Below are 5602 nucleotides of genomic sequence, written 5' to 3'. Positions count from 1 at the left end.
AGACGGGCGGCGCCGTCGCCCTGGCGACGATCGCGCTGCTGCTGCCGTTGCTGGGGTTGGTGCTGGTGGTCGGGCTGGTGGCGGCAATCGTGCGGGCAGGCCGGAAGCTGACCAGCAAGCCAGCCTGATCGTATCTGTTCCAGCCGCCGAATCGTCCCTGCCACTGCCCATGCCGCTGTTCGACTCGGATCCACACATCCTGTGGTGACAGGGGTGTGCTGCAGGCCCTGGAGCCAGGATGGCGGAAGGGCCGGAAGGCCAAGCGAGTCGGGCACAGGAAGTGCCCGACGAGCGCCCCCTGTCACCACAGGATGTGTGGATCCGAGTCGCAACACCGCATGGGCGGGGACGATTCCGCGGCAGAAGCCTACTCGTACCGCAGCGCCTCGATCGGATCCAGCGCCGCCGCCTTCCGCGCCGGGTAGTAGCCGAAGAAGATGCCGACGGCCGCCGCGAATCCCAGCGACAGCAGCATCGTCTGCGGCGCCACCTCGGTGGCCCAGCCGGCGGTGCGCCCCAGGATCCAGGCGCCGGCGACCCCCACCCCCACGCCGATGACGCCGCCGCCGAGGCACAGCACCGTGCTCTCGACCAGGAACTGGGTCAGCACGTCGGAGCCGCGGGCGCCCACGGCCATGCGGATGCCGATCTCGCGCGTGCGCTCGGTCACCGACACCAGCATGATGTTCATGATGCCGATGCCGCCCACCAGCAGCGAGATGCTGGCGATGGCCGCCAGCAGCATCGTCATCACCTCGGTGGTGGCCGACGCCGTCTCGGCCAGATCGGTCTGGTTGCGCACCTGGAAATCGTCGGCCTCCCAGGTGGCCAGCCCGTGCGCCTCGCGCATGATCGCGGCGATCTCTTCCTGGGCGCCAGGCAGGTCGCCGGGACTGGACGTGCTGGCCAGGATCTGCGCGATGAACATGCGGCCGGCCAGGCGGGTCCGGACGGTCGTGTAGGGCGCCAGCACGAGGTCGTCCTGGTCGGCGCCCTGGGCGTTCTGCCCCTTGGACGCCAGCACGCCGATGACGTGGAAGGGGACGTCGCGCAACCGGACCGTCTGGCCGACGGGGTCGACGTCCGGGAAGAGCTGCTTGGCGACGGTGGTCCCGAGCAGGCAGACCTTCTTCATGCTGCGCTGGTCGGCGGCGTCGAAGTAGCGGCCGCTCGAGACGTCCCAGTCGCGGATCTCGCGGTAGCCGGCGTCGACGCCGTAGCACACCGCCCGCCAGTTGCCGGTGCCGCCGACGATCTGCGCCGGCGCGAAGATCACGGGGGAGACGGCCGCCAGCAGCGTGCTCTCGCGCTGCAGGGCGAGCGCGTCGTCGACCGTCAGGCGGTTGAAGCTGCCGGCGCCGTGGCTGACGCCGCCCTGCTGGCTGGCGCCGGGCGTGATCACGATCATGTTCGAGCCCAGGTTCTGGATGCTGTGGCGGATCTGGGAGCGCGCCCCCTCGCCCACGGCGACCATCACCAGGACCGCCGCCACGCCGATGATGATCCCCAGCATGGTCAGCAGGGTCCGCATGACGTTGCGGCGGATGCTGCGCGCCGCCAGGCGCACCAGGGTCGTCGCCCTCATCGCGTCCCTCCCTCGTCGGCCGAAACCGCAGATCGGCGCGCGGCCACCGGCACGTCCCGCACGATCACGCCGTCGCGCAGCTCGATGATCCGCTGGGCGTAGGCTGCCACATCCGGCTCGTGGGTCACGATCAGGATCGTCATGCCCGACGCGTGCAGGTGCTGCAGCAGGGCCATCACCTCGACCGTGGTGCGGCTGTCGAGGTTGCCGGTGGGCTCGTCGGCCAGCAGGATCGCCGGCCGCGTCACCAGCGCCCGCGCGATGGCCACGCGCTGCTGCTGGCCCCCCGACAGCTCGTTGGGCTGGTGGTCGATGCGGTCGGCCAGGCCGACCAGGCCCAGCGCCTCGACGGCGCGGGCCCGCGCCTCGCGCTCCCGGATGTCGCGGGCGTAGAGCAGGGGCAGCTCGACGTTCTCGAGGGCCGAGGTGCGCGCCAGCAGGTTGAAGCCCTGGAACACGAAGCCGATCTTGCGATTGCGGATCTCGGCCAGCTGGTCGCGGTCCAGGCGGTCGACGCGCACGCCGTCCAGCTCGTACGTGCCCGCGGTCGGGGCGTCGAGCCCGCCCAGGATGTTCATGAGCGTCGACTTGCCCGAGCCTGACGCCCCCATCACCGCCATCATCTCGCCGCGGCGCACCGTCAGGTCCACGCCCTGGAGCGCGTGCACCTCGACGGCGCCCACCGTGTAGGTGCGCCTCAGGTCCGAAGTGCGGATCACGATGCCGTCCGTCACGAGCGGTCCTCCCGGCTGCGTACCCGATCGGTGCGGCCTAGAACCCGCCCGGCGGCGGGCGCATGCCCGTGGACTGGGTCTGGAACGGGTTGGTCGACGTCGAGGCGACCGTCCCGCCGGTGACTCCGGCCACGGCCTGGAGACCTTCCTGGAGCCATGGCGCCGTGATCTCGGTGACCGTGCCGTCGCTCACGCCGACGCGCACCGGCCGGGCGCCGATCGTGCCGTCCTCGTCCTGGTACCACAGGAGCGTCGGCTTCGCGCCGCCGGCGAAGCCCGCGCCGCCGCCGTGCATGCCGGCGCCCTGCCCTCCGGACCCTTGCCCAGCGGCTCCCTGCCCCGTTGCGCCCGCGCCGCGCCCCCCCTCGGCGGCCATCTTCGCGCGGCGCGCCTGGAGGGCCGCGACCATGGCTTCGGTGGGTTTGAAGCGCAGTGCGGCGTTGGGGACGGTCAGGACGGATTCCGCCCGGCTGACGACGAAGTCCACGGTGGCGGTCATGCCGGGCAGCAGGCGGCCGTCGGTGTTGTCCACGTCGACCACCACGGTGTAGTTGACGACGTTCTCCGAGACCGTCGACTGCAGCCGGACCTGGCGCACCGTGCCCCGGAACTGTTCGTCGTCGTGGGCCTGGACGGTGAAGCGGGCGGACTGGCCCTCGACGATCTTGCCGATGTCGCTCTCGTCGACCGCGGCCAGGATCTGCATCCGCGCCAGGTCCTCGGCGATCAGGAAGAGCTGAGGCGCCGAGAAGTTGGCCGCGACCGTCTGCCCCACGTCCACGTTGCGCTCGACCACGGTGCCGGAGATGGGCGCGCGGATCGTGGCGTACTTCAGGTTGTTGCTCGCGCGGTCCAGCCCGACCCGGGCCGAGACCAGCGAGGCCGCGGACGATTCGGCGGTGTAGAGCGCCTTGTCGAGGTCCGTCTGGGACACCAGATCCTCGCGGAACAGTTCCTGCGTGCGGGCCAGCTCCCGCTGCGCGTCGTTGCGCTCGGCCTCGGCGCGGGCCACGTTCGCCCGGGCGCTGCGCACCTCGCTCGCCAGCAGCGTGGTGTCGATGACCGCGATGACCTGGCCGGCCGACACGCGGTCGTTGAAGTCGGCGCCGATGGTCGCGATCAGGCCGGACACCTGGGTGCCGACCTGCACCTTGGTCACCGCGTCGAGGGTGCCGGTGCTGGTGACGACCTCCTCGACGTCGCCGCGGGACACCTCAACCAGGCGGTAGGTCTCGCCCCCTTGGTCGCCGCCGCGGGTCAGGAACCAGGCGGCGGCGCCCGCCACCACCGCGATCGCCGCCAGGATCAACCATTTCTTCATGCCCCACCTCGGGTCGCGCCGGTCCATCGTCCAGGAACGCCAATAGTGCCGAACGCGCGACCGGGCCCGTTCCTGCGGATCGAGCCCGACCGCCGCGTCCGCCCAAGATGCACCATGCCGGCGCCGGAGTCGAGGCCGGGTCGCCGCGAGTCTGGACATCCGGGCCCGATCGCGGCTACATTGTGCCTGCGGCGCCGCCACCGGCGCCGCGGGGGAAGGGAGGGACTGGCATGCCGGACACCTCGGGTCCGCGCATCCTGGTCGTCGACGACAACCGGCAGCTCAGGCGGCTCTTCGCGCTCTATCTCGAGGGCGAAGGCTTCGTGATCGTCGAGGCCGACGACGGCAGGTCCGCGCTGGAGCATTGCGCCCGCGAGCGTTGCGATCTCGTGCTGCTGGACCTGCGCATGCCGGGCCTGGACGGCCACGAGGTGCTGGCCCGACTGCGCGCCGGTTCCCCCGACCTGCCCGTCATCGTGATCTCGGGCACGGGTGACGTGGCCGACGTCATCGCCGCGCTGCGCGCCGGCGCCACCGACTACCTGCTGAAACCCGTGGAAGACCTCGCGATCCTGCTGCACGCCGTCAGGCGGGCGCTCGAGCGCGCCGAACTGCTCCAGGAGAACCGCCGGCACCGCGAACACCTCGAGCAGGAGGTCCGCGAGCGCACCGCCGAGCTGACCGCCGCCAACCGCGAGCTGGAGGAGCTGAGGCGGCACCTCGAGCAGGAGAACGAGTACCTGCGCGAGGAGGTGGGCGCCGTCGCGCCGGTCAGCGGCATGATCGGCGGCAGCGCCGTCATGCTCCGGCTCCTGCACGAGATCGAGCTGGTCGCCCCGACCGGCGCCAACGTCCTGATTTCGGGCGAGTCGGGCACCGGCAAGGAGCTCGTGGCCCGCGCCATCCACGAGCGCAGCCCCCGACGCGAGCGCCCGCTGATCAAGGTCAACTGCGCCTCGATCCCCCGCGAACTGTTCGAGAGCGAGTTCTTCGGGCACATCCGCGGCTCGTTCACCGGCGCGGTGCGGGACCGCGTGGGGCGCTTCCAGCTCGCCGACCACGGCACGCTGTTCCTGGACGAGGTGGGCGAGATCCCGATCGAGCTGCAGGGCAAGCTGCTGCGGGTCCTGCAGGAGGGGGAGTTCGAACGCGTCGGCGAGGACCACACCCGCAGTGTCGAGGTCCGCATCATCGCCGCCACCAACCGCGACCTGCTGCAAGAGGTGGAACAGGGGCGCTTCCGGCGCGACCTCTACTTCCGCCTGAACGTCTACCCGGTCGCCGTCCCGCCCCTGCGCGCGCGGCTCGAGGACGTGCCCGCCCTGGCCGAGCACTTCCTGTCGCTGGCCTGCCGGCGCCTGGGCGCCGAGCCGCCGCCGCTGCGGCGCAAGCACGTCGCCCAGCTGCAGGCCTACGCCTGGCCGGGCAACGTGCGCGAACTGCAGAACACGATGGAGCGGGCGGCGATCACCTCCCGGCGGGGCGAGGTGAGCTTCGACCTGGGGGGGCCGCCGATCGCGACGGCGGCGGCCGTGCACGAGGCCGCGGCGGCCGGCGACGTCCTGACCGAGCCGCAGCTGCGCGGTTTCGAGCGCGAGAACACGCTGCGGGCCCTGGTCGCCGCCGGCTGGCGCATCACCGGCGAAGGCGGCGCCGCGGAGCTGCTGGACCTGGCGCCCTCGACGCTGTCCTCGCGCATCAAGGCCTTCGGCCTGACGCGCGAAGGCTCCTGAGGCCCTCTAGGGATAGCGCTCCGGCACGAAGGTCTGGTCGCTCTGCGGCGGCCTCTCGTACTCCGCCCCCGTCTGCCGCGGCGGCAGCGTGATCGGCTCGGGCGTCAGGTCCTCGTAGGGGATCAGTCCCAGCAGGTGGCTGATGCAGTTCAGCCGCGCGCGCTTCTTGTCGTCCCCGTCGACCACGTACCACGGCGCCTGCTTGATGTCGGTGTGCGCGAACATCTCG

The 5602-nt window shown here is 71.7% G+C and carries 5 protein-coding genes; 1 reads left to right on the top strand and 4 read right to left on the bottom strand.

What is annotated here, in order from left to right; translation table 11 throughout:
* Positions 1-367 precede the first annotated feature (367 nt).
* From Q7W29_03445 to Q7W29_03435, 3 genes are read right to left on the bottom strand one after another with little or no spacing between them, the layout of a single operon-like run.
* Positions 368-1585 carry an ABC transporter permease gene (locus Q7W29_03445; GenBank protein ID MDO9170866.1) on the bottom strand — a complete coding sequence of 406 codons (1218 nt, stop codon included), beginning with the start codon at positions 1583-1585 and terminating at the stop codon, positions 368-370.
* Entirely contained in the window at positions 1582-2319 is a 738-nt protein-coding gene (locus tag Q7W29_03440) for an ABC transporter ATP-binding protein (GenBank protein MDO9170865.1), read from the bottom strand. Before Q7W29_03440 ends, Q7W29_03445 begins: the two co-directional genes overlap by 4 nt.
* Before the next feature lie 37 nt (positions 2320-2356).
* The gene (locus tag Q7W29_03435; protein MDO9170864.1) at positions 2357-3640 is read right to left on the bottom strand and encodes an efflux RND transporter periplasmic adaptor subunit; all 1284 of its coding nucleotides are present in this window, start codon (positions 3638-3640) and stop codon (positions 2357-2359) included.
* Between the two features lie 230 nt (positions 3641-3870).
* Between Q7W29_03435 and Q7W29_03430 the strand changes: the two genes are divergently transcribed.
* A complete protein-coding gene (locus Q7W29_03430) occupies positions 3871-5373 on the top strand; it encodes a sigma-54 dependent transcriptional regulator (protein MDO9170863.1) in 1503 nt (500 codons plus the stop codon).
* Between the two features lie 6 nt (positions 5374-5379).
* Here Q7W29_03430 and Q7W29_03425 read toward each other — a convergent pair.
* Positions 5380-5602, bottom strand: a 223-nt coding sequence (locus Q7W29_03425) for a polyphosphate kinase 2 (GenBank protein MDO9170862.1), incomplete at its 5' end; no start/stop codon positions are given.

The organism is bacterium, assembly GCA_030654305.1.
GTDB lineage: Bacteria > Krumholzibacteriota > Krumholzibacteriia > LZORAL124-64-63 > LZORAL124-64-63 > PNOJ01.
This window is presented reverse-complemented; position numbering and strand designations above follow the sequence as displayed.